Genomic DNA, 21,607 nt, shown 5'->3' with positions numbered 1-21,607 from the left:
GGATGGATAGGTGATGGTTCTATGATGAAATGTCCAAATTGCAATTCCAAGGATATCGGGAAAATCGGCTCCCACCAGTTCTACTGCTGGGGTTGCTTTATTGAACTAACGGTGAACGGCGACAAAATGTCCGTATATCAAGTCGAGGAAGACGGTACGCTCAGCTCGCTGGACGATCTGTTCTTCGGCGAGGAAATGGTGCAGGACTTCTCGCAAATGCACGCTTCCTCGTAACAATATATTCCTGCTAGGCTTTGGAAATGCAAAAGCTGTCCCCATTTGATCGTGAAGGGGATGGCTTTTTTTGTATAGAGGAATCGCTCTTCAAATGTTGTCAACAATAATCATGACGAAACCGTGTTTTCATTTGATTGAGAAAGAAAGCGCTTTGATTTAGGATGAGTCTAGAAGCACGGTAATCCAACAAGTCAACGTTGTTGATGGTCCGTACATCATTCTAAGGGGGTTTCTCTTTATGGCTATAGCACAAACGAAAAAACCGTCTGCAGGATCCGGCGGAGCAAGGGTCAAGGTTCAGCAGTTCGGTCGTGCGCTCAGCGGGATGGTTATGCCGAACATCGGCGCATTTATCGCATGGGGGTTAATCACCGCACTTTTCATTCCTACCGGCTGGATTCCAAGCGAATATCTCGCCAAGTTGGTTGATCCGATGATCAAATACTTGCTGCCGCTCCTGATTGGTTACACCGGCGGCAACATGGTACATGGCAAACGCGGTGCAGTAACGGCTGCGATCGTAACGATGGGGGTGATCGTCGGCAGCGATATTCCGATGTTCCTCGGCGCGATGATCGTGGGTCCGTTGTCCGCTTGGATCATCAAGCAGTTCGACAAATTGGTCGAAGGGAAGATCAAATCCGGTTTTGAAATGCTGGTCAATAACTTCTCGATCGGGATTTTTGGCGGCTTGATGGCTCTTGGAGCTTACAGCGGCATCGGTCCGGTCGTCACCGCGATTAGCAAAGGCTTGTCTTCGGGCGTTGACTTCCTGGTGGAGGCAAAATTGCTCCCACTGGTCAACCTCTTGATTGAACCAGGCAAGGTGTTGTTCCTGAACAATGCCATCAACCATGGTGTTATTACGCCGATCGCTTCGGAAGAAGCGCTGCGTGTCGGCAAATCGATGTTATACATGCTCGAATCGAACCCGGGTCCAGGTCTTGGCATCCTGCTGGCTTACTGGGTCTTCGGACGCGGCATGGTGAAACAATCGGCTCCAGGCGCAGTGGTGATCCACTTCCTGGGCGGGATTCACGAGATTTATTTCCCGTATATCTTGATGAAGCCGATCTTGATTCTGGCAGCCATTGCCGGTGGTGTGGCGGGTACGTTCACGTTCCAATTGACCGGTGCCGGTCTTGTAGGTTCTCCTTCTCCGGGTAGTATTTTCGCTTACTTCCTGATGACGCCGAAGGGCGGATATGTGCCGATGTTAAGCGGTGTAATCGTCGCAACGGTCGTTTCTTTCTTGATCGCTTCGCTACTGCTCAAGACGGGTAAACAAGACGAAGAGGATATGAACTTGGAAGAAGCATCGGCGAAAATGAAAGAGATGAAATCCGCAGGTTCGAAGAACCAGGTGGCAGCTCCTGCTGCTGTAGGCGGCGTGCAAAAAGAAACGGTGAACAAAATCGTGTTTGCTTGCGATGCGGGTATGGGTTCCAGCGCGATGGGCGCCTCGGTCCTGAGAAAGAAGATGCAGGATGCGGGCGTGAAGGTGACTGTCGTCAATTCAGCTGTTAGTGAGATCCCTAGCGACGCAGATATCGTTATTACGCAAAAAACGCTGACGGACCGCGCCATCGCGAACAAACCGGATGCGGAACATATCTCCATTGATAATTTCTTGAAGAGTCCCAAATACGATGAACTGGTCGAACGGCTGAAGGGCTAAGTAGCGCCGGTTACGATGCGGGGGCAGAACACTGGCGATTAGTCGCCGGTGTTTTGCGTCTATATTAGGGAGAGACTTGATATGAGGAAAATGACCGCAAGACAAAAGCAGATCCTCATCCTCCTCCTCGGGCGCAAGAACGGGATGACCGCTGCGGAAATCGCCGCGGAGATTAACGTCAGCGTCAGAACGGTCCACCGGGAACTGGACGAGATTGAAAAAATCCTGGCCTATTTCGGATTGATCCTGCACCGTAAGTCCGGTACCGGAATTTCTGTTTGGAGTAATGCGGCAGATAGCGAGGAAGGTGAGAAGCTTCAGGAAGCCAGGCGTTTGCTGCTGGTGGATAAGCCTAGTGACTACTCGGGAGAGGAGCGGCAGCTCTTGTTGATTTGCCGCTTGCTGGAGGAGCAGGAGCCATGCAAGTTGTTTACATTAGCTCATAGCCTGAAAGTCACGGTAGCAACGATCAGCAGCGATTTGGATGAGGTAGAGCCTTGGACCCGCCGCTTCGGACTGGAGCTGGTCCGCCGCCGGGGCTACGGCGTCGAGTTGATCGGTGATGAGCGGGAGATACGCGAGGCCTTATGCCAATTGGCAGCCGATCACCTGGATTACTCGGATCTGATCGGGGGATCGCCGGAAAGTCAAGTCTCCTCAGCTACCGCGAGGCTGCTGGAGGTCGTTGGCACACACAACCTGATGACGGTGGAGAATACGCTATGGGCCATGAATTGGAATTGGACGGAACATTTGTCCGAAAATGCCTACACTCAGCTGTTGATCCATCTCTCCGTTTCGGTGAATCGGATCAACGCGGGGAGATTCGTAAACGGTTTGAACAACTCTGGCAAGGTGGCCTCCACCGGGGGCGGAGAGCAAGACGCAGCTGAGACGGCCCGCTTTGCGCTACGTTTGGCCGACAAGCTCACGCTTACGTTCCCACCGGATGAAATCACCTATATGAACGGGTTGTTCAGCCAGGCCAAGGAAGCCTCTCCTGAACTGGTTCAAGCGGATTTAGAACTGGTTGATACCGTATACCGACTAACGGAGAACGTCGTCAAGCGAACCGGTATCCCGTTTCAGGAGGACCGCCTGCTGCATAGCGGCTTACTTGAGCATATGGGCCCGGCGTTTAAGCGGATTCGCGAAGGCTCTCGCATCCGCAACCCGCTGCTAGGCGCTATCCGCAAGGATTACGAGGAGCTGTTCGGCATCGTGCGGGAGGCGATGAACGACAGCGCAGCCGGCCTGGACGTGCCGGATGAAGAGATCGGCTTCCTGGTGATGCATTTCGGCGCTTCGATCGAACGGTTGAATCAGCTAGGCCGCAACGTGCGGGCTATCTTGGTTTGCTCAAGCGGGCTGAGCTCCTCCAAACTGTTAGCTACGCGGCTCGCCAAGGAGATGCCGCAGATCGAAGTGCTGGGCAACGTCTCATGGTATGAAGCCAAGCGGCTTCCAGAGTCTGATTATGATTTAATGATTTCGACGATCGATCTGCCTCTTCCAGAGGATCGTTACGTCAAATTGAGCCCGCTGCTCACGGACGAGGACAGCGAGCGGTTACTGGAGTACGTGCAGCATACGACGCTGAAGGCTCGTAAGCCGGCATCCGAGCCGGAATCGGCCAAAACCAGGGCCTTTGATAAGGTACGGTCGTTGTCGATGGCGCTTAACGAAGTTGTCAGTCTGTTAGATCAGTTCGACGTGAGTACCTTGTATAACCGGGGGGCTTCGCTCCGAGACACGGTAACGGCGGCACTGGAGGAAATAAACCAATCGTTCGTTCCACCTTCCGTATCCGACATTGCGGCTGTAGCCGACCGTTTACTGGAACGGGAAAAAATGGCCAGTCAGGTTATTCCGGGTACTTCGCTCGCCTTGTTCCATACGCGAACCCGGTTTGTGAATACCCGTTCGCTGGCTTTGTTCCGGCTGGAGGAGCCTGTACTGCTCGACGGCGGGACGAAAGTAGGCGCACTGCTATTCATGCTTGCGCCACGCGAGCTGTCGCGTGAGAGCTTAGAGGTGCTTAGTGAAATCAGTGCGTTGCTGCTGAAGCCGGAGCTGGTAGAACTGCTGGAAACGGGAGAGCGTCAGGAAATCCGAAACTTTTTGGCGACTGAACTGTTGGTTTATTTTGAACATTTGTAAATCCGGAAGATAGGAAAATCAGTGGAAAGGGAGAGAACAATCATGAAATTACTGTCTAAAGAGAAAATTATATTAAATGGAAAAGCTAACGATAAATACGAGGCGATCCGCATGGCCGGGAAGCTGCTGGTTGACGCCGGTCACGTTACGGAGGGATACGTCGACAAAATGGTCGAGCGCGAAGAGATCGTCTCCACCTATATGGGCGGCGGCCTCGCGATCCCGCACGGAACCAAGGAGGCCAAAAGCCTGATTTCCTCGACAGGACTGTCGGTTGTTCGCTTCCCTGAGGGCGTTGACTTCGGCGGCGATGAGCCAGCTTTTATCGTCATTGGCATTGCTGCTGCCGGCGGGGATCATATGGAAGTCCTGACCAACGTCGCCATGGTGTTCACCGAGGAATCCAACTTGGAGCGGATCATGAATGCAAAGACGGAAGAGGAGATCGCGGAAATTCTCGAAGGGGGGATGGAGGCATGAAGGCGGTCCATTTCGGCGCAGGGAATATCGGGAGAGGGTTTATCGGCTTGCTGTTGTCCGGTTCCGGTTACGAGGTTTGTTTTGTCGATGTCAACGAGAAACTGGTTTCGGAACTGGCGCGGCGTAAGGAATATCCCGTCACTCTGGCCAGCGATCAGCGGGAAACCGTTCTTGTGAGCGGCGTGACGGCGATCAACAGCGTGAATGACCCTGTCGCCGCCGCCCGGGCAATTTCCGAAGCCGACTTGGTAACCACGGCGGTTGGGGTTTCGGTGCTGAAGCATATCGCCGGTACAATCGCCCAAGGGCTGATGCTGCGGAAAACCAATGAAGCGGCATCCCCACTTCATGTCATCGCCTGCGAGAACGCCATCGGCGGTAGCTCCCAGCTTAAGGAGCATGTCTATGCCCAACTGGACGAGGCAACGCGGCAGTGGGCCGACAGTCATGTAGCGTTCCCCGATGCGGCGGTCGACCGGATCGTTCCGCTGCAGCAGCATGAGGATCCGCTGCAGGTCGTTGTGGAACCTTTTTACGAATGGGCGGTGGATCAGTCCCAAATGTTCGAAGGCTTTCACCGGGTCGAGGGAGTGCACTATGTTGACCGGTTGGAGCCTTATATCGAACGCAAGTTGTTTACCGTAAATACCGGCCATTGCTCGGCCGCTTACATGGGATACCTGCAAGGCCATGCCACGATTCAGGAAGCCATGAACGATGAGAAGGTCGTTCATCATGTACGTGCCGTCCTCTCGGAGACCGGGGCGGTGCTTGTGGCGAAACATGGGTTTTCGTCAGCCGAGCATCAGGCATATATCGATACGACTCTGGAGCGTTTCGCCAATCCGGCGCTGACGGACGAGGTTTCGCGGGTCGGCCGTTCACCGATCCGCAAGCTGTCCGCCGGCGACCGGCTGGTCTCCCCGGCGACGCAGGCGTATGACCGGGAGTTTGGATACGGCTACCTGGCGCTGACGATGGCGATGGCGCTCCGTTTCGAGTCTCCGGACGATCCGGAAGCCGCGGAACTGCAAGCGTCGCTGAAAGAAGTCGGCGCTTCGCAGACCTTGGCCAAATACACCGGCCTCGACGCCGAGCACCCGATCCACCAAGCGGCGCTGGCGCATTATGAGGAATTGAAGAACCGCTGAGCGGCAATTAGTAGGGGGATTAGCTTATTCAACGCTATTTCCCTGCTTGACGCCAATATACTCGCTCGAACATCGCCTCTAGCAGGTGGATGAGATAGCAGCCCTGACGCATCTGCAATATAAGATGCGCCAGGGCTTTTTCGGTTTGCACGCGTGGCTAACGGCTAACGGACCTAGGGGACGTTATTGGCCGCGAGAACCGTACCATTGAAACCTAACGGACTGAGATGACCTTATTCCAGCGGAATTGTCTCGGTTGGCTGCATTTGCGGCTAAATAACGGCTGCTGAGTCCGTTACATCGGGAAATAGTCGGGAAATGACTCAATAACGTCTCTCAGGTCCGTTAGGAGTAAGAGGCCCACAGAGAAAGCACTCGAAGAGCGCAAAAGGCCAGAGGGAGAAATGATTCTGGAGAAACGTTAGTGGTCGCCTTTGCGAGTGGATTTCTACACCGTAGGAATTTAGTTCAGTCAGAGAAATCCGCGAACAACAGCGATCGGAAGAACATTTCACCCGTCGGCCCCCAGCGCTCTTCAAATCTTTTTCAGTTACCGGTTCTCGTCATCTCACACATCTCCGGCCCTTCGCAGCCACCCTCTCATAAATCTCCCTCTCCAGGCAAATACTGATCTATACGATTAACCGCCGCGAAGGGGGAGGAGGCATGAAGCCGATGGAACCGATGGAACCGATCGCCAAAAGCAAGCTGTTCCGATATGGCGTCTGGGTGTTGCTTGGGCTGGTCATCTTGTTTTTCGTGTGGCAGCTGCGCCCGATGTTTGCGCTCGTTTATGGATTTCTCAAAGCGGTGTTCGCTCCGTTCGTGATCGCCATTATCATCTCTTATGTCTTGAATCCGATCGTTCGCATGCTCGGCGGGCGCAAGGTGCCGCGGACGATGGCCGTATTGTTGATTTACGCGGTATTCCTGACCGGCCTTTCGGTGGTGCTCATGAACGTGATCCCGATGTTCGTCGAACAGCTGGAGGAACTCGGGGAGCATTTGCCGGAGCTGACCATCCACACCCAGCAAATGATGAACCGTTGGGACAACGGCATTTTGCCCGGGAGCATCCGCATGGGGATGAACAACTGGTTTTATCAATTCGAAAACCGGCTGGCAAGTTCGATTTCCGGCTTTTTAGACAATATCGGGACAACGATCGGCGTGGTATTTAATGCGTTCATTATTCCATTTCTGATCTTCTACATGCTGAAGGACATCGAGCTGATTGAACGGCTGATGCTGCAGTACCTGCCGCGTTCGCGGCGCAAGTCGATCATGACGTTGCTGAAGGAAATCGACATGGCCTTGGGCAACTACGTTCGGGGGCAACTCCTGGTTTGCATCATCATCGGCGTGCTGGCCTACATCGGCTATATGCTTATCGGAATGCCGTTTGCTCTGCTGCTAGCGGGAGTGGTCGCTGTTTGCAATATCATACCTTACCTGGGCCCGTTTCTCGGGGCAGCGCCGGCCTTGATCATGGCGACAACGATTTCGTGGAAAATGGTCCTGTTTGTCCTGCTCGTCAATATGCTCTGCCAAATGATCGAAAGTAACGTCATCTCCCCGCAAGTCGTGGGGCGGAGCTTGCATATGCACCCCATGCTGATTATTCTGGCGCTCCTGATCGGCGGGGAACTGGCGGGGGTGCCCGGGCTGATTTTGGCTGTGCCGTTTTTTGCCGTGGTGAAGGTGATTATCCAGCATTTCTATACTTATTACGTTCGGCGCAAAGCGATGTGAATATGCCGCATTGACATGGCGTAACCCGCCTTATATACTTAAAATGTTATGTGCAAAATCTAAAAAACGTTGATGAAATCAAGTACGTTCGGCAAGCGGATTTGCCAGAGAAGGGTTCCGCTGCAAGCGGCGTCCCGCAAGGGAAGGCCACAGCGGCGGCTGAGAGAACCTGAAATCTCGCGCGGACGGAAAGCTAATTTCGGAGTGTGAGCTCTAAATTCACCGGCAGGTCCCCGTTACCGGGCCGACGAGGCGATCGCTACAGACGCTGGCGGACGAAGTCCAGCCGCATCAGGAGCGATAACCAGGGTGGTACCGCGATTTAATCGTCCCTGATTTTCAGGGGCGTTTTTGTTTTTTTAGAGGATAAATTAGGAGGTCTATACGATGAAAGCAAGTGAAATTCGTTCCAAATGGCTGGAGTTCTTTGCCGGCAAAGGCCATAAAATCGAACCGAGCGCCTCGCTCGTACCGCATAACGATCCGTCCCTGCTGTGGATCAACGCCGGGATGGCTCCGCTCAAACCGTATTTTGACGGGCGGGTTAAGCCGGAAAATCCGCGCCTGACGAATTCGCAGAAATGCATCCGCACCAACGATATCGAAAACGTGGGCAAGACGCGCCGGCACCATACGTTTTTTGAAATGCTGGGCAACTTCTCGATTGGGGATTACTTTAAGGAAGAAGCGATCACATGGGCTTGGGAATTCCTGACCGACAAGAAGTGGATCGGCTTTGATCCAGAGCGTCTATCGGTCACCGTGTATCCCGAGGATGAAGAAGCCTTTAAGCTGTGGAATGAGAAAGTCGGACTTCCGGCCGAACGCATCGTAAAGCTGGAGGACAACTTCTGGGACATCGGTGAAGGGCCTTGCGGACCTTGCACGGAAATTTTCTACGATCGCGGCGACGCTTACGGCGATTTGTCCGATCCCGAATGTTATCCCGGCGGTGAGAACGAACGATTCCTCGAGGTCTGGAACCTCGTGTTCTCGCAGTTTAACCATAATAAGGACGGCAGCTATACGCCGCTTCCGAACAAGAACATCGATACTGGGGCGGGACTGGAGCGGTTTGCGTCCATTCTGCAGGATGTGAACTCCAACTTCGATACCGACTTGTTCCAACCGATTATTAAGCAAACAGCCAAAATGGCCGGAGTAACTTACGGTACGGCGGAGGAAAGCGATGTGGCGCTCAAGGTCATCGCCGATCACATTCGTACGGTGACATTTGCCGTGGCCGATGGCGTATTGCCGTCCAACGAAGGCCGGGGTTACGTGATTCGCCGCTTGCTGCGCCGCGCGGTGCGTTATGGCAAGCTGATCGGAATGGACAAACCGTTTATGTTCGGCTTGGTGGAAACCGTCGGTGACATCATGGGCACCTATTATACGGACGTTGTGACCAAACGGGAGTTCATCGAAAAAGTTATTCGTACCGAGGAAGAACGGTTCCACGAAACACTCAGCGACGGCTTGGCGATTTTGGCGGACATCAGCGGCGAAGCGAAGGCAGCCGGCCGCACGCTGATCAGCGGGGCAGATGCATTTAAGTTGTATGACACCTACGGATTTCCGCTGGATCTGACCGAGGACTTTGCGGTGGAACAAGGGCTGGGTGTCGACCGTGAAGGCTTTGAAGCTGCCATGGAGGAGCAACGCGAACGTGCCCGGGCGGCCCGCCACGAGAGCGGCAGCATGAAGGTGCAAGGCGGAGTTCTGGCCGATTTTACGACTAAAACGGAATTCGTTGGATATAATGAGCTTGAAGTTACAACCAGCATCGTCGCCATCGTGGCTGACGACGCTTTCGTTGACACGCTTAGTGCCGGTCAATCAGGCCAAATCATTTTGGCTTCGACGCCTTTCTATGCAGAAAGCGGCGGCCAGGTCAGCGACCAGGGGACCCTGCGCACCGGCTCTGGCAGTGCGACCGTGGAAGGTTTGTATAAAGCACCACACGGGCAGCATGTCCATCAAGTGACGGTGGAGACCGGCGAACTGCGAGTCGGTTCAGAAGTTACGGCTTCCGTAAGCAAGGAACAACGCAGCCATACGGTGAAGAACCATACGGCAACCCATCTGCTGCATAAGGCGTTAAAAGAAACGCTCGGCGAACACGTGAACCAAGCCGGTTCTCTTGTTGAACCGCAGCGTCTGCGCTTCGACTTCTCCCACCTTGGCAGCATTTCGCCGGAGGAATTGGTGGAAATCGAACGCCGCGTGAATGAGCAGATTTGGAACGCGCTGCCGGTGACAACCTCGCTGAAAGCGATCGATGAAGCCAAAGCGATGGGGGCAATGGCGTTGTTCGGCGAGAAATACGGGGACATCGTTCGCGTTGTCCAGGTCGGTGAGTACAGCCTGGAGCTGTGCGGCGGTTGCCACGTGAACAATTCGGCGGAAATCGGCCTGTTCAAAATCGTCAGCGAAAGCGGCATCGGCTCCGGCGTGCGCCGGATCGAAGCGGTGACCGGACGGGGCGCCTACCAGTTCATGGATGGTCAGCTTGATTTGCTGAAGCAAGCGGCTGGCTTGTTGAAATCGAATGTGAACGACGTGCCGAAACGGGTCGAAGGATTGTTCCAGCAGTTGAAGGAGCTTGGTCGCGAGAACGAATCCCTGCAAAGCAAGCTGAGCGTGATCGAAGCTGGCGAATTGACAAGCCAGGTGGTTAACGTCGGTCAAACCCAACTCCTGGCTGCTCACGTTCAGGCCGGAAGCATGGACGCGCTGCGCACGTTAGCCGACGAGCTGAAAGCCAAGCTGCCGGATGCGGTGCTTGTGCTGGGTGCTCCAAGCGAGGACAAGGTGAATTTTGTTGTTGTCGTGCCTAAAGAGGAAGTGGCTCGCGGACTGCATGCCGGCAAGCTCGTCAAGGAAGTGGCGGCCGTATGCGGCGGCGGAGGCGGCGGCCGTCCGGACATGGCCCAGGCGGGGGGCAAGGATGCCAGCAAGCTGGACGAAGCTTTGAAGAAAGCTGCGGAATGGATTGCTTCCCAAGCCTAAAGGAACGATGAATTTGACGGGGTGAACCCGCGAAAATTTCCTTATGGAACCCATGATATGGTATAGTATGATTAGGCTAAGAGGAAATCAGCTGCGATCATAAAGGCGTATGTCGAAGAAGCGAGGTGTCATCATGGACTCCATGGATAAAACCGTCAAATTTAACGTCAAAGGCGATGAACTAGAGGCGTCGGCGCAGGAAATTCTTCTTACGGTTTACCAGGCGTTGCAGGAGAAAGAATACAATCCGGTTAACCAGATCGTCGGATATCTGTTGTCGGGAGATCCGGCCTATATACCGCGCCATAACAATGCGCGAAGTTTGGTCCGCAAGAAGGAACGGGACGAACTGATAGAAGAACTGGTACGCTTTTACATGGCGGGCCACCGATAGGAGCAATACATGAAAATCATGGGTCTGGATTACGGGGACCGTCGGATCGGAGTCGCCGTTAGCGATAGTCTAGGCTGGACCGCCCAGGGGCTCGAAACCATCGAGCGCCGCAGGGAAGGCAGCGAATTCGAACGCATCGCCGAGCTGGTGAAACAGCACGAGGTGGAGGAGATTGTCGTCGGTCTGCCGAAGAATATGAACGGCACGATTGGTCCCCGGGGAGAAATATGCATGGCGTTTGCCGAGGAGCTTCGGGGCAGGTTTAACCTCCCCGTGCATCTCTGGGACGAACGGCTGACCACCGTTTCTGCGCAGCGAACGCTGCTGGAGGCGGATGTCAGCCGGAAGAAGCGCAAGGGTGTCGTCGACAAGATGGCCGCCAGCTTGATTTTGCAAAACTATTTGGACTCTAAGAGTATAAAGTGAGGGTGATCGCGTATGTCTAAAGATCGTATCGGAAATGAAGAAGAACCGGAAATTATTTATATCCCCGATGAAGAGGGCAATGAAGAAGAGTTCGAAGTGATTATGAAATTCGAAGTCGACGGTTCGGACGCCAAGTATATGATGGTCGTTCCTCTGGATTCCGATGGGAATGAAGAAGAAGAGAGCGAAGAGGTATACGCGTTCCGTTACGAGGAAGACGGCGATGACTTGAAGCTGTACACGATCGAAAGCGACGAAGAATGGGAAATTGTCGAGGAGACGTTTAATACGCTCGTCGACGAATTTGACGGAGAAGATAGCAATGACTGATTTTACGGCAGACCAAGCGGTCCTGACGTCGCGGGTTCGCGACGCTTTTGGCCCGATCGTGGAGCTGGAGGACGAATCAGGCAATGCCTCCTATTATCAAGTCGTTCAAGAGTTTGACGTTGCTGGAGCTTCTTATGCAGTGTTGATGCTGGAGAATGCTTCCAAGGACGAAGAGCCGGAGATCTTCAAGATTGTGATGACCGGCGACGAGCTAGAGCTGGTCACGATCGATGACGACGAGGAATGGGAGAACGTATCCGAGCTTTATGACGAATTGACCTTTCCGGAGTAAAGGGGAAGGTGTTGCAGGAGCACGATAGATCAGTCCGGGAAGAGCGGGATTTTACCGCTCTTTTTGGCTGTTAAGGGGGAAGCGGTCTTGAGGAAGGCGCTGAAATGGCTGACCGTCCTGCTCTTACTCGTGATCATTGGAGTTGGGGCGGCCGGAATATATGTTTACACAGGCATGCAACCTGTCGAAGCGAAGGAGCAACCGGTCAAGTTCACGATCGAACCGGGTACGGGGACGTCAGGAATCGCAGAGTTACTGGAAAACCAGGGACTAATTAAAAATTCCTTTTTGTTCGTTTCGTATTTAAAATGGAAATCGGAAGGCAGTCATTTTCAGGCTGGAGTCTACGAGATGAACCCGGGAGTGACGTATGACGAAATCATCGCCAAGCTAAACGGCGGCGACGTGGTCAAAGCGGAAATGATCCGGTTTACGATTCCCGAAGGCTTTACCGTGAAGCAAATGGCTGACAAGCTGGCAGAGGAAGGCTTGGCCGACAAAGCGGCGTTTTTGCAGTTGGCGAAGAGTGCTGCCGAGCTCGACGATGAGCTGCTGACTCAAATCCCGGCGGACGAGCGATTAACCTATCGGTTGGAAGGGTACTTGTTCCCAGAAACTTATGAGCTAAAGAAAGGCAGCAATGAGCGGGATATTATCGCTCGCATGCTGCAGGAAACGGGAGAGCGGCTAGGTGAAATCCCTGATTTCACGCAAAAGCTGCAAGCTCGTGGTTTAACCTTAGGCGAACTGATGACGGTCGCTTCGTTGGTAGAGCGGGAAGTGGTAGTTGATGCCGAGCGTCCTAAGGTAGCCGGGGTCATTTACAACCGACTGAAAGACGGCATGAAGCTCGAAATCGACGCCACGGTGCAGTATGTGCTGGATAAACCGAAGGAGCGTTTGCTGAATTCGGATCTAAGAAGCGTGGATAGCCCCTACAATACGTATTTGTATGAAGGATTGCCACCGGGTCCAATCGCTGCGCCAAGCCTCAAATCGATCGAAGCGGCACTTACGCCGGAGCCGTCGGAGTACCTTTTCTATGTGACGAAGAAAGATGGCAGCGGGGAACACCTGTTTGCCAAGACCTATAAAGAACATTTGAAGAACATCGAGACTAGCAAGGCTATGGCCAATAAATAAAGGTGGTAGTAACAAATGAGTAAAAAGCCGGAACTCTTGGTCCCAGCCGGTTCGCTGGAAGAACTAAAGCGTTACTTCGCAGCGGGGGCTGATGCAGCCATCATCGGCGAGGCCAAATATGGAATGCGCCTTCCTGGCGAGATGACGACCCGAGACATCGCCGCGGCCGTTCAAGTGGCGCGCGAATACGGAGCCAAAATCTATGTTAGCCTCAACAACCTAATGACCAATGCCTTGTTGGACGACCTGTCCGATTACGTGAAGCAGGTGGCGGAATGTGGTGCAGATGCTATCGAGTTTGGCGATCCCTCTGTCCTTCAGGCGGTACGAAAGGTGGCACCGCAGCTGAAGCTGCATTGGAATGCCGAGATGACTTCCACTAACTATGCCACGGCCAACTACTGGGGGTCGAAGGGCGCATCCCGCGTCGTACTGGCGCGCGAGCTGAACATGGACGAGATCACCGCGATGCCTCCATCGCTGAATATCGAAGCGGAGGTTCAGGTCCATGGCATGACCAATATCTATCACTCGAAACGCAGCTTGGTGCAGAGCTATATGACGCATCAAGGACGGCCGGTCGCGCCGGGCAGCGATCTGGGCTTGAATCGCGGACTCTTCCTTGTCGAAGCGGAGCGGCCGGACGAGAAATTCCCGATTTTCGAGGATGCCAACGGGACGCATATTATGAGCTCGGACGATATCTGCATTTTGGAAGATTTGCACATGCTTATGGCTTCAGGCGTGGACAGCTTCAAAATCGAGACGATGCTGAAGTCGGCGGCTTATAATGAAATCGTGATTACTTCATATCGTAAGGCCATCGAAGCTTATTTTAGCGACCCGGAAGGGTACGAGTTCGATGAGAGCTGGATGGATGCCATCCGCGAGGTACAAGATCCGGAGCGGGAGCTAACCTTCGGATTCTTCTACAAAGAACAAGTCTATTGAGAGGAAGTTCGGTGCTGAAAAGCCGACTTTTTGACCTATATTTAAAATTTAAGTACCAAAAAACTTATTAACCAACAAAATGATGAGAGGTGAACGAAGATGCAAACCGCGGAGAAGCATATCCCGAAATATGTGGGAAAACGTAACCGGTTGGCGAAACCCGAATTGCTCGCCCCGGCGGGTAATCTCGAAAAGCTGAAATTCGCCGTCCATTACGGCGCCGACGCCGTATATATCGGGGGACAACAATATGGCCTTCGATCCAATGCGGATAATTTTAGTTTCGAAGAAATGCGGGAAGGCGTGGAATTTGCTAAAAAATACGGCGCAAAGGTGTTCGTCGCCACGAATATTTATGCCCATAACGAGGATTTGGAGGGCATTGAGGCGTATTTGCGCAATCTGCACGAGGCGGGGATCGCAGCGATTATCGTCGCTGACCCTGTGATCATCGAAACGGCGCAGCGCGTTGTACCCGAACTGGAGGTCCATCTCAGCACCCAACAGTCGACCGTTAACTGGCAGGCGGTACAATTCTGGAAGGATCAGGGCTTGCCGCGGGTCGTGCTTGGTCGTGAAACCAGCCTTGAGGAAATAGAGGAAATTAAACGCCATGTCGACATTGAGATCGAGTCGTTTATCCATGGGGCAATGTGCTCCTCATATTCTGGACGATGCGTGTTGTCGAATCATTTTACGGACCGTGATTCCAATCGCGGGGGCTGCTGCCAATCCTGCCGCTGGAAATACGATTTGTTTACGGACGCGCGCGCGGAAGGGGAATGGATCTCTGAGGAAGAAGCCCGCGACAACAAGGTGCTGGAGAAGTTCCGTCTTGGAGTAACCCAACTGCCCTTGTTCGAGGAGGACGACAATGCGTTTACGATGGGATCCAAGGACTTGTGCATGATTGGACATGTTCCCGATTTGATCGACGCCGGCGTGGACAGCTTCAAAATTGAAGGTCGAATGAAGTCGATTCATTACGTGGCGACGGTCGTGAATGTTTATCGCCAAGCGATTGATGCGTACATGGCGGATCCGGATCATTACGTGCTGAAGCCGGAGTGGATTGAAGAAATCAATAAGGCGGCCAATCGACCGCTAAACACCGGTTTCTTCTACGATACTCCGGACCATGAGGATCATATTTACGAGCCGGAAGAAAAAGCGGCGCCTTACGATTTCGCGGGATTGGTCATGGAGTATGACGAAACGACCGGTATGGCGACGATCCAACAGCGCAACCATTTTAAGCCCGGACAAGAGGTAGAGTTTTTTGGCCCCGGGGGGACATTCTTTAAGCAGACCGTTGGGACCCTATACGACGAAGCCGGAAATGAACTGGATGCGGCCCGTCACCCGCTGCAGCGGATCAAAATGAAGGTCGAACAACCAGTATCCTACTTCGATATGATGCGGAAAAAGAAGTGAATGTAAAAATCAATATGCTTAGGGGCCTGTTCGTTCATAGGACGAAAGGCCCTTTTTTGTGTTTTTTGTCAAGATTATTTAAAATCCGCTACATGTGAAACCGATATTATAGAGGAGAACGTCAGGTATTGTCGAATATATTGGATAGCTGACGAGAAGTGTGAATTACCAACAGGAATTATGCATGACCTCTAGCCTAAAAACTTGGGTCTGCAACTATTAAGAGTGGCGGGTGATCAACATGAGTCTGGTTCCAAAGAACGAGGACCAAGCAACTAACAACAAGAAGAAGGAAAAGAAACAAAAGGGAGAACGGACCAATTCAAAGGCGGTTAACCCAACGAGCAAAACTCCGCTGAATTTCAAAGCTGTATTAGCTTCATTGCGGGACAAACTACCTAAACAAATTAATCCTTCAAAGTCGGTAGGCATTCGGTTGTTCCTGATTTTCTTTGTTGCAATTATGTTTTTCGTGTTGACCATCGGGATTATGTCTTCCCAAATGGCGAAGGGAACCATTCAGGACAATGCGGAACAGGCTAACCTGCAGACGATTGTTCAAACCTCGCAAAAGCTGGATATCGTTATGCAAAAGTATGAAGAAAATCTGCAGCAAATGTTCCTGGACGACGAAATGCAGAACGCCATCATGGACGCTTCCTTGTCGAACATCACGGACTATGACAAGTTTACCGCAACCAACAAAATGAGAACACGCTTGAATACGCTAACATTCTCAACTAAGGGAGTTTCCGCGGTTTACATGTTGTCAGCAGACAAAATCGTGGATGATGTGACTTCGGGTAGCGCGGATATCAATTTCTTGAGCACCGTACGCGGAGAGGCTTGGTTCAAGGATCTAGCCGGCGCAACCAAGACAGTTTGGCTGCAAGTTCCATCGGAAGGAAAAAGCAATTCAGTTTTCCGCCTAGCTCGCTCGGTGCAAAGCGTAAACAGTATGAAACGTTTCGTTCTGATCACCGATGTGAATTTGGACGTATTGAACGGTTATTTGAAAGAAGTTAACCTGGGGAAAAACTCCAAGCTTCAAATGCTGACACAGGATAATATTGTGGTTGGTTCCTCCGTCGATGGCGATGAGGGGAAGGCTAGCGAATTTGATCTGGGGAAAAGCAGCGGCCCGTCGGGTAGCCTTCGGACCAAGGATGCAAGCGGCAACTCCGTTCTCGCTTCGTTCAATACCCAGGCTTCCGGGTGGAAGTTGATCGGTACCGTGGATTCGGCGGAACTGACGAAGAGCGCAGACCGCATCCTGATGTTTACGATGTTCTCTTTGGTTATCGTTGCAATCATCGCCATTCTGATCGGCATTTGGATGGTTCGGATGATCGCGCATCCGCTCGGCAAGTTGAGAAACCTGATGGAGGAAGGCTCCCGAGGGAATCTGAACGTTCGGATGAATACGAAAGCGAAGGATGAGATCGGTCAGTTGACGGTGAGCTTTAACGTGATGATGGAAAATATCACCGCCCTCGTCAAACAAACCAATAACTCCGCACAGGACGTATTGGATACAGCTACCGAATTAACGCAAGCTTCGAACAAAACGGCCTTGTCCGCCAAAGAAATTGCGGTGGCAACCGAAGAAATCGCTAACGGGGCGACCAGCTTGGCGAACGAAGCCGAACGCGGCAATGAGCTGACGGAAAATATTTCTCGTCAGATGGAACAAGTGATCCAAACGAACAAAGAGATGGAAAACTCGGCACGTCAGGTGGAGAAATCCAGTCAGCAAGGGACCGAGTATTTGGGCGGCTTGATGGAGAAAACCAACATGACGGTCGAAATGATCAACGCGTTGACCGCCAAAGTTGACTCGCTCAAAGCGAGCACAGGATCCGTCTTGAAGGTACTCGACGTGATGCAGAACATTACGCAACAAACAAACATCCTGTCGCTGAACGCTACGATTGAAGCGGCTCGCGCAGGCGCTGCTGGCCGAGGGTTCATGGTCGTTGCTGATGAAATTCGCCAATTGGCGGATCAATCCCGTCAATCGATCACGATGGTCGGTGAAATTACGGATACGATCCAAAAAGAGATGAACGAAACGGTCAAAACCTTGTCCGAAGCGAGTCCGATCTTCCAGGAGCAAATCGCGTCGGTACAGGAGACAAGCCAAATTTTTGTATCCGTACAACAACAAATGGAAGGCTTCGTCCATCATCTCGATTCTGTGACGGCTTCCATCGACCAATTGAACGAATCGCAATCGGTTTTGTCCGAAGCGATGAGTAACGTCAGTGCGGTTGCGCAGCAATCATCCGCTACATCCGAAGAGGTTGCCTCTCTCTCCAGCGAACAGCAGACGGTCGGCGATCAGCTGGTGCAACTGTCGAACAAACTGGAGAACGTATCCACCGGCTTGAAAGAGTCGTTGTCGAAGTTTACCGTATAAGAAAACAGGCTCAGCGCCTGAAAGTAAGCTAGATCCGATTTCCCGAGGGTTCCGGGAATCGGGAGAAGCCCGGCTAATCTGCGATGCAGGTTTGGCCGGGTTTTGTTTTTGTTAGCGGAATCATCGGAAACGAATAACGATCTCGGGCCGCTCTTGTATGCCGCTTGTCCAATGAAGAATACGGTCTGGATCGCGTCAAATATACAAGTTTGTTGCAATGCTACCAGCTAGGCTTTTCGGCGAGTGATTTTGAGTTCGGCTGGTCGGGGGTGCGGCGGTTTAGTCCGACTTTTCCCAGGAAATAATGGGAACAGAATGGAGGGCGAACGATGTCGTTATTGAGCAAAAAACGGATTTTTTACCTGTTGTTGTCCTTTATGGTTGTGATGGGGTTGTTTGCGCTGCGCATCGCCTGGATTCAAACAGCTTCGGCGTTTAAGACAGTGACGGTTGGCGGCAAGACGATCAATGAATTGGCTGTTCGGCAACGTGAAGAGAGTATTGAACTGGACCCGGGGAGGGGACATATCTTTGACCGCAATGGGAAGCCATTAACGGGGGAGTTGGCCTGGACGCCAATTCTTTTTCCAGTTCGCAAATTGCCCTTAGAAACTCAGCTTGCTCGCTTGGCCAGCGCTCTAGGGACGACAGTCCCGGAACTTCGAAGTAAGTGGGAACGGTTGGAGCGTCCTTATGTCTGGCCGAAGGCTGGAGGGGAGTCTGGCGAGCCGCTCCGGCTTGGGGAAGAAGCGGTCCGCAAATTGCCGAAACTTGAAGGCCTAGAGGTACTGCCGTATATGGCGCGATATGGGCCGGGCGAACGAGGGAATCAATGGCTGGGGTTTGTGACGCAGCGGCCGGACGTTATTCGTAAGCTCAGGGAGAACAAGCATCAACCGGACTTCGCGTTGACCTTGCAGGTCGGAGCCTCCGGCCTCGAAAAAACGCTCGATGGATTTTTACGGGGACTTGGCGGCGTCAGAGCTGCTTACACCGTGGATGGCCGCAAAGACCCGCTGGGCGGGACGGGCACGCGGGTGAATGCGGCCGCCAGCCGATATTACCCGCTTCAAATTCAAACGACGGTGGACGATAACCTACAGCAGAAGATTGAGCGATTGGCCGCGACGATGAACGTGACGGAAGGAGCGGTCGTCGTGTTAGACGCAAAATCGGCCGATATCGTTTCGATGGTGTCGCTGCCTTATTACGATCCGCATCACGTTGATCCGGCGGCGGAGAATTGGGGGAACAAAGCGGTGAAGGCATTCGTTCCCGGCTCGATATTCAAGACGGTGATTGCGGCTGCCGCCCTGGAGGAGCATGCCACGGTTCCCGGTGAAGTGTTTCACTGCAATGGCCATTATGGCAAATACGGCCTATCTTGCTGGAAGAAAGGGGGGCATGGAAACATCACGCTGGAGGAGGGATTTGCTAAGTCGTGCAACGTTGTGTTCGCCACGTTGGGAGAGCGGTTAAGTGCGGACGCGATAGTTAGGACTGCCGCCAAGCTGGGGCTGGGTCGTCCGATTGGCTGGAGCGATCCTGCCTTCCTCGGCGGGGATGGATTACGGCCGCTCGATCATGAGGAGTCGGGGGCGGTGTTCCATAGATTGGTTGCAGCGGACGGCGGAGTCCGGGCGCAAACTGCGATCGGCCAGCGGGATGTGCTGGTATCCCCGCTTCAAGCAGCTAATTTAGTCGTAACTCTGCTTCACGGCGGCCAAGTAATGGCACCGCGCTTAGTCAGCGAGATCCGTTATAAAGACGGATCCCTCTTATCCGACTTACCTTCGCAAGCTTCGCCTTCTTCCGTGGGGCAGATTAACCCACAGACAGCCAAACGGTTGCTGTCCTGGATGAGACTGGTGGTGACGGACGGCACCGGGCGAGCTTTACAACAAGCCAAGTGGCCACTGGCCGGCAAATCCGGCACGGCTGAGGTTATTCGAAACCATCAACAACGCAATAATCAATGGTTTATCGGTTACGGACCGATAGAACAACCCAAGTATGCCGTGGCGGTTCTGGTCCAAAACCAGACTGAAGGGTCGAAGCATCTTGCCGCCGAGTTGTTCCGGCGGACTATGGATATTTTAGCTTCTCCAGGTTGACCGATTTCCTGTGCTTTCCCCAAAATAATGCGCCTAAACTAGGGACGTCTGTGATAAAATAGTGTAGATGCTATGCTTTTCACGGAGCATGCCAAAGTCATTGATCATAGAAAAGTGGGGAAAGCATATGGAGACTTTGCTGCTATGGTTATTTTATATCTCTACGCTGTACGCTTTTATACCCGGATTGATCACTCGGATCTTCGGTTTTCGCGTATTTAAGCACGGGACCAGCGATAAGGAGTTCGCGCTCACCTTCGACGATGGCCCCGATCCGAAATATACTCCGCAATTGCTTGATTTGCTCAAGCGCCATGGGGCGAAGGCGACATTTTTTCTCGTCGGCTCGAATGCGGAGAAATATCCCGAATTGATTAAACGGATTCACGAGGAAGGCCACTTGATCGGATCGCACAACTATGTGCACAAAACCAACTGGCTGATGGGACCGGCCGCAGTTAAGAAACAAATTCAGAAGACGAATAAGATCATCTACGACGTTACCGGCGTGGATTCCCATTATTATCGTCCGCCGTGGGGAATCGTCAACCTGTTTGATTTTACGAACCGGGGCAACACGCAAATCGTCCTGTGGTCGGCGATGTTTGCCGATTGGCGAGTGAAGGTTGGCGCTGACCGTTTAACGAAACGCATGATGAAGAAACTACGGGGTGGAGAAGTATTTCTACTGCACGATTGCGGCGCTACCTTAGGTGCCAATGTCGGAGCGCCGGCTGAAATGCTGACCGCGCTTGAGCGCGTGCTGACGGAAGCGGATCGCCGCGGATTGCGCAGCATTCGCATCGACGAATTGATTCAAGTAACGGAAGAAGCGAAGCGTAAAAACAAACCCGCTGGGACTCCCGTACCAAAGGGAAGAACGCCGGTGAAGGTGTCCTGGTTCAAACGAAGTATCGTGGCCTTATGGCTGTTATGGGAGAAGATCTTCCACGTGATATTCCAGTTGAAAACGCCGGATACCCAGAATCCGTTCCTCCATTTCCGTATCCGCCCTTACCACGGGGAACCGGTAGCCTTAAACGATGGGAAAACCCTCCAAGCAGGGGATCAGGTCATGGAGCTCCATTTCGACAACAAGAAGTTGTACGAAATCGGGACTCGCTCCAGGACTACGGTGCAATTGGCGATTCAAATGATTCGCAATTTTGAGAAAACGTTACCGAAGCTGGCCCAGTATATCTACGACCATCCCGAACTCAAAGAGGTCAAAGCTTTGTATGGCGTCAGCATGATTAATCGGGGACCCGAGCAATTTGGATTTATTATTACCGATTTGCCGAGAGGTTGGTTTGCAAGCTCGACTCAAATCTATTTGAAATTATTGATGAGCGTTATACATCCCGCAGGGAAGTCGAGATTAAAAGAGCAACCTCAAGAATTGGTACCCAAAATGATGGTGATGCCGATGGATCACCTCCTGGCAAGGTTCACCGAAACTGGCTCGCATCGCAGCCATTCGACCTTAGAGAAGACTGAGGTCGTAGAAGAGGAGTCATTACTTAGCATCTCCATGCCTACTCGGTAACGGATTCTTTCGATTTTCATCTGTGAACAGGAAAGGCCGTATCTGGATCATCATGATCCGGATACGGCCTTTTTGTAAATTTGTTAAA

General features: G+C 52.6%; 17 protein-coding genes. All 17 read left to right on the top strand.

Annotated features, from left to right (window positions below; translation table 11 throughout):
* Positions 1-24: 24 nt before the first annotated feature.
* The 17 genes from MKZ15_RS17430 (at position 25) to MKZ15_RS17350 (ending at position 21,519) form a co-directional block, all read left to right on the top strand.
* Complete coding sequence (locus tag MKZ15_RS17430) at positions 25-234, top strand: hypothetical protein (RefSeq protein WP_193416592.1); 210 nt, start codon at positions 25-27, stop codon at positions 232-234.
* Positions 235-475: 241 nt separating this feature from the next.
* On the top strand, positions 476-1,915 hold the full coding sequence (locus MKZ15_RS17425; RefSeq protein WP_155605818.1) for a PTS mannitol transporter subunit IICBA: 1,440 nt from the start codon (positions 476-478) through the stop codon (positions 1,913-1,915).
* A gap of 81 nt (positions 1,916-1,996) precedes the next feature.
* Positions 1,997-4,075, top strand: a complete 2,079-nt coding sequence (locus MKZ15_RS17420) for a BglG family transcription antiterminator (protein WP_339817145.1) — start codon at positions 1,997-1,999, stop codon at positions 4,073-4,075.
* A gap of 42 nt (positions 4,076-4,117) precedes the next feature.
* Positions 4,118-4,555, top strand: coding sequence for a PTS sugar transporter subunit IIA (locus MKZ15_RS17415; protein ID WP_155605816.1), 438 nt, complete (start codon positions 4,118-4,120; stop codon positions 4,553-4,555).
* Positions 4,552-5,706, top strand: coding sequence for a mannitol-1-phosphate 5-dehydrogenase (locus MKZ15_RS17410; RefSeq protein WP_339817143.1), 1,155 nt, complete (start codon positions 4,552-4,554; stop codon positions 5,704-5,706). Before MKZ15_RS17415 ends, MKZ15_RS17410 begins: the two co-directional genes overlap by 4 nt.
* A gap of 684 nt (positions 5,707-6,390) precedes the next feature.
* Positions 6,391-7,458, top strand: coding sequence for an AI-2E family transporter (locus MKZ15_RS17405; RefSeq protein WP_155605852.1), 1,068 nt, complete (start codon positions 6,391-6,393; stop codon positions 7,456-7,458).
* 387 nt (positions 7,459-7,845) lie between these two features.
* The gene (gene alaS, locus MKZ15_RS17400; protein ID WP_193416564.1) at positions 7,846-10,470 is read left to right on the top strand and encodes an alanine--tRNA ligase; all 2,625 of its coding nucleotides are present in this window, start codon (positions 7,846-7,848) and stop codon (positions 10,468-10,470) included.
* A 133-nt stretch (positions 10,471-10,603) separates the two neighbouring features.
* The gene (locus MKZ15_RS17395) at positions 10,604-10,864 is read left to right on the top strand and encodes an IreB family regulatory phosphoprotein (protein ID WP_155605813.1); all 261 of its coding nucleotides are present in this window, start codon (positions 10,604-10,606) and stop codon (positions 10,862-10,864) included.
* A gap of 9 nt (positions 10,865-10,873) precedes the next feature.
* Positions 10,874-11,290, top strand: a complete 417-nt coding sequence (ruvX, locus tag MKZ15_RS17390; RefSeq protein WP_155605812.1) for a Holliday junction resolvase RuvX — start codon at positions 10,874-10,876, stop codon at positions 11,288-11,290.
* A gap of 12 nt (positions 11,291-11,302) precedes the next feature.
* Positions 11,303-11,620 (top strand): DUF1292 domain-containing protein, encoded by a 318-nt coding sequence (locus tag MKZ15_RS17385; RefSeq protein WP_155605811.1) that lies wholly within the window; start codon positions 11,303-11,305, stop codon positions 11,618-11,620.
* A complete protein-coding gene (locus MKZ15_RS17380; protein WP_155605810.1) occupies positions 11,613-11,912 on the top strand; it encodes a DUF1292 domain-containing protein in 300 nt (99 codons plus the stop codon). The genes MKZ15_RS17385 and MKZ15_RS17380 overlap by 8 nt, the downstream gene beginning before the upstream one ends.
* A gap of 87 nt (positions 11,913-11,999) precedes the next feature.
* Positions 12,000-13,055 carry an endolytic transglycosylase MltG gene (gene mltG / locus MKZ15_RS17375; protein ID WP_193416562.1) on the top strand — a complete coding sequence of 352 codons (1,056 nt, stop codon included), beginning with the start codon at positions 12,000-12,002 and terminating at the stop codon, positions 13,053-13,055.
* 15 nt (positions 13,056-13,070) lie between these two features.
* Positions 13,071-14,006, top strand: a complete 936-nt coding sequence (locus MKZ15_RS17370; protein ID WP_339817139.1) for a U32 family peptidase — start codon at positions 13,071-13,073, stop codon at positions 14,004-14,006.
* Between the two features lie 99 nt (positions 14,007-14,105).
* Complete coding sequence (locus tag MKZ15_RS17365; RefSeq protein WP_213623945.1) at positions 14,106-15,440, top strand: U32 family peptidase; 1,335 nt, start codon at positions 14,106-14,108, stop codon at positions 15,438-15,440.
* A 241-nt stretch (positions 15,441-15,681) separates the two neighbouring features.
* Positions 15,682-17,859 (top strand): methyl-accepting chemotaxis protein, encoded by a 2,178-nt coding sequence (locus tag MKZ15_RS17360; protein ID WP_339817138.1) that lies wholly within the window; start codon positions 15,682-15,684, stop codon positions 17,857-17,859.
* Between the two features lie 329 nt (positions 17,860-18,188).
* Entirely contained in the window at positions 18,189-19,973 is a 1,785-nt protein-coding gene (locus MKZ15_RS17355; RefSeq protein ID WP_339817137.1) for a penicillin-binding transpeptidase domain-containing protein, read from the top strand.
* A gap of 127 nt (positions 19,974-20,100) precedes the next feature.
* Positions 20,101-21,519 (top strand): polysaccharide deacetylase family protein, encoded by a 1,419-nt coding sequence (locus MKZ15_RS17350; protein WP_155605804.1) that lies wholly within the window; start codon positions 20,101-20,103, stop codon positions 21,517-21,519.
* The last annotated feature ends 88 nt before the right edge of the window (positions 21,520-21,607 follow it).

It is taken from the genome of Paenibacillus sp. FSL R7-0216 (genome assembly GCF_037969915.1).
Taxonomy (GTDB): domain Bacteria; phylum Bacillota; class Bacilli; order Paenibacillales; family Paenibacillaceae; genus Fontibacillus; species Fontibacillus rhizolycopersici.
The sequence above is the reverse complement of the archived record's forward strand: the minus strand, read 5'-3'. Positions and strand labels throughout refer to the sequence as shown.

Coding starts and splice junctions, on each gene's coding strand:
- MKZ15_RS17355 (WP_339817137.1), top strand. CDS start 18,189: ATGTCGTTATTGAGCAAAAAACGGATTTTTTACCTGTTGTTGTCCTTT.
- MKZ15_RS17415 (WP_155605816.1), top strand. CDS start 4,118: ATGAAATTACTGTCTAAAGAGAAAATTATATTAAATGGAAAAGCTAAC.
- MKZ15_RS17410 (WP_339817143.1), top strand. CDS start 4,552: ATGAAGGCGGTCCATTTCGGCGCAGGGAATATCGGGAGAGGGTTTATC.
- ruvX (WP_155605812.1), top strand. CDS start 10,874: ATGAAAATCATGGGTCTGGATTACGGGGACCGTCGGATCGGAGTCGCC.
- MKZ15_RS17370 (WP_339817139.1), top strand. CDS start 13,071: ATGAGTAAAAAGCCGGAACTCTTGGTCCCAGCCGGTTCGCTGGAAGAA.
- MKZ15_RS17380 (WP_155605810.1), top strand. CDS start 11,613: ATGACTGATTTTACGGCAGACCAAGCGGTCCTGACGTCGCGGGTTCGC.
- MKZ15_RS17430 (WP_193416592.1), top strand. CDS start 25: ATGAAATGTCCAAATTGCAATTCCAAGGATATCGGGAAAATCGGCTCC.
- MKZ15_RS17360 (WP_339817138.1), top strand. CDS start 15,682: ATGAGTCTGGTTCCAAAGAACGAGGACCAAGCAACTAACAACAAGAAG.
- MKZ15_RS17350 (WP_155605804.1), top strand. CDS start 20,101: ATGGAGACTTTGCTGCTATGGTTATTTTATATCTCTACGCTGTACGCT.
- MKZ15_RS17365 (WP_213623945.1), top strand. CDS start 14,106: ATGCAAACCGCGGAGAAGCATATCCCGAAATATGTGGGAAAACGTAAC.
- alaS (WP_193416564.1), top strand. CDS start 7,846: ATGAAAGCAAGTGAAATTCGTTCCAAATGGCTGGAGTTCTTTGCCGGC.
- MKZ15_RS17385 (WP_155605811.1), top strand. CDS start 11,303: ATGTCTAAAGATCGTATCGGAAATGAAGAAGAACCGGAAATTATTTAT.
- MKZ15_RS17420 (WP_339817145.1), top strand. CDS start 1,997: ATGAGGAAAATGACCGCAAGACAAAAGCAGATCCTCATCCTCCTCCTC.
- MKZ15_RS17425 (WP_155605818.1), top strand. CDS start 476: ATGGCTATAGCACAAACGAAAAAACCGTCTGCAGGATCCGGCGGAGCA.
- MKZ15_RS17405 (WP_155605852.1), top strand. CDS start 6,391: ATGGAACCGATCGCCAAAAGCAAGCTGTTCCGATATGGCGTCTGGGTG.
- MKZ15_RS17395 (WP_155605813.1), top strand. CDS start 10,604: ATGGACTCCATGGATAAAACCGTCAAATTTAACGTCAAAGGCGATGAA.